Source organism: Mesorhizobium sp. M1A.F.Ca.IN.020.06.1.1 (genome assembly GCF_004023265.1).
GTDB lineage: Bacteria > Pseudomonadota > Alphaproteobacteria > Rhizobiales > Rhizobiaceae > Mesorhizobium.
The window spans coordinates 1-1,917 of record NZ_RZSR01001061.1 but is presented as its reverse complement, the minus strand read 5'-3'; the positions used below and the strand labels follow the sequence as shown (position 1 = coordinate 1,917).

Annotated in this window: 1 protein-coding gene and 1 pseudogene; both read right to left on the bottom strand. The window is 67.0% G+C overall.

Annotated features, from left to right (window positions below):
- Positions 1-252 (bottom strand): annotated as a pseudogene (locus EOA60_RS30915) (hypothetical protein); the annotation flags it as partial.
- A 16-nt stretch (positions 253-268) separates the two neighbouring features.
- Entirely contained in the window at positions 269-1,720 is a 1,452-nt protein-coding gene (locus EOA60_RS30910; protein ID WP_095824257.1) for a DUF1800 family protein, read from the bottom strand.
- Positions 1,721-1,917 lie beyond the last annotated feature (197 nt).

Sequence of the window (1,917 nt, the reverse complement as noted above, 5' to 3'; positions counted from 1 at the left end):
CGGCAGCGCCGCATTGGCGCCGGAGAGCGACAGCGCGATGTCGCCATGCAGGCCGGCATAGTCGGGGTCACCGAGCGGGCCGATCGTCGACAGCCCATCCAGCGCGCCGCGCAATATGATGACGATCAGGCGCGGATCGCGATGGTCGGCGGCGCGGGCGAAGCGTGGCAGACAGGCCCAGGCAAACAGCGCGCCGCCTGTCGTCAGCACGGCGCGCCGAGATGGATTCGGCGTTTCACAAAGAAGACTCATGCCGCTTCTCCATTGTTCACCGGCGTTGGAATTCCGGCGCCATCAGCAGCAGCGCCAGGCCTTGCTGTTTGGACTCGGCGCGCGCGATCGCTTGGCGCGTCTCGGCCGAGGCGGAGGCGCCGATTACGGCGGAAAGCATGTCATCGGGATTGCCGATGTCGCTGGCCTGACGAGCCGCTTGCCAGGCGATGTCGAGGCGCGTCTTGAGGCCTTCGGCGGACGCCCAGCTATCCGTCCGGTCGGAAAAGCCGTTCGGCCCGGGCGGTTGCCAGAGCGGCTCGCCCAGCGCCCTTAGCCAGCGCAGCGTTCGTTGCGGCTCTTTCCCGGTGGTGGAGCCAATCGCCCGCCGGACCGCTACGGCATAGTCCAACGGCGAGCGCAATTTTGTCAGGGGCAGCGACCAGGCTTCAGGCAGATCGACCAGTGCAAGCGCGAGCGCGCGCAGGTCGCCGTCCGTCTTGGTGAAGATCTCGGCAAGGCGGTCGACTACAGCCGCCGGCGGATCGTCGGCAATGAAATGGCGGGCAAGCTTGGTAGCGATGTGGCGCGCGGTCGCCGGCTGGCGGGCGATGTCGTTGAGCGCGGCCTCGGCCTGGCCCATGCCGCCGGCCGGGTAGGTCTTGCCGAGCAGCACCGCCTCGCCAGGCTGATGCGCATTGGCGTCGAACACAAATGTGCCGGGCTCGCCCAGGCGGCCCTTCCGTCCGGCCATCGTCCAGCCGGTGAGCGCTCCCGCGAAACTCGTGACATCCGCCTGGCTATAGCCGCCGTCGACGCCCAGTGTGTGCAATTCCAGGATCTCGCGGGCGAGGTTCTCGTTGAGGCCGCGGCCGCGCCTTTTTCCGGCGCGCGAATCCGGTCCGGTCGATTGTCGGTTGTCGAGGTAGAACAGCATCGCCGGGTGATGCTCGACGGCCAGCAGCATGTCGGCGAAGCGGCCGAGCACGAAGGAGCGGACAGCCTCGCGCTCGAAAGCGCCGGCGCAGGCCCGCACGAGTTGGCCCTTGGCGGTCGAGACGCAGAAATGGTTCGACCAGAAACCGACCAGTCTTTCGACCAAGCCCGGTGCGGCACCGAGCGCCTTGTCGAAACGGGCTTGCGCTTCATCCCGATAGATATCGGCCTCGACCGGCGGCACGCCTGACTTGCGTTTTGCCTCGGCTGAGCCGTCCGAAGTGTCTGCCGCAGGCTGCATGGCGGGCGCTGGCTTCTCCCGCGCTGCCTCGCGCTCCGCGGCGGCAGCCATGCTGGCCTGGATCGCGGCGGTGCTGTCCAACAAGCCGGCATTTTTTGAATCGTCGGCCGAGACAAGCGCGACATCCAACAGCTCGAGCTCGGCCTTCAGATAACCGCGCGCATCGGCCGCAATCTTGCCGAGATCGTCACCAGGTTTCGCGCCAAGCCCGAAGCGGTTGAGCGCGACCAAGGCTGGATCGGGCGGAACGGCATTTGGAACGGATAGAGCCAACACAGCCTCCGTCGGGGACCGACGCAGGTCGCGTCGGCGGCAATATCCACGGTCGAAAGGCCTTATGACGCCGGAGTCGGCATGATGAGGCCGGCAGGGGCTTACCAGCGGCGCCAGTAACGATCGCCGTGCCACGGACGCCAGGCCGGGCCGATATAGACGCTTGGGCCACCCCAGTAGTAATAGCCCGGATAGAT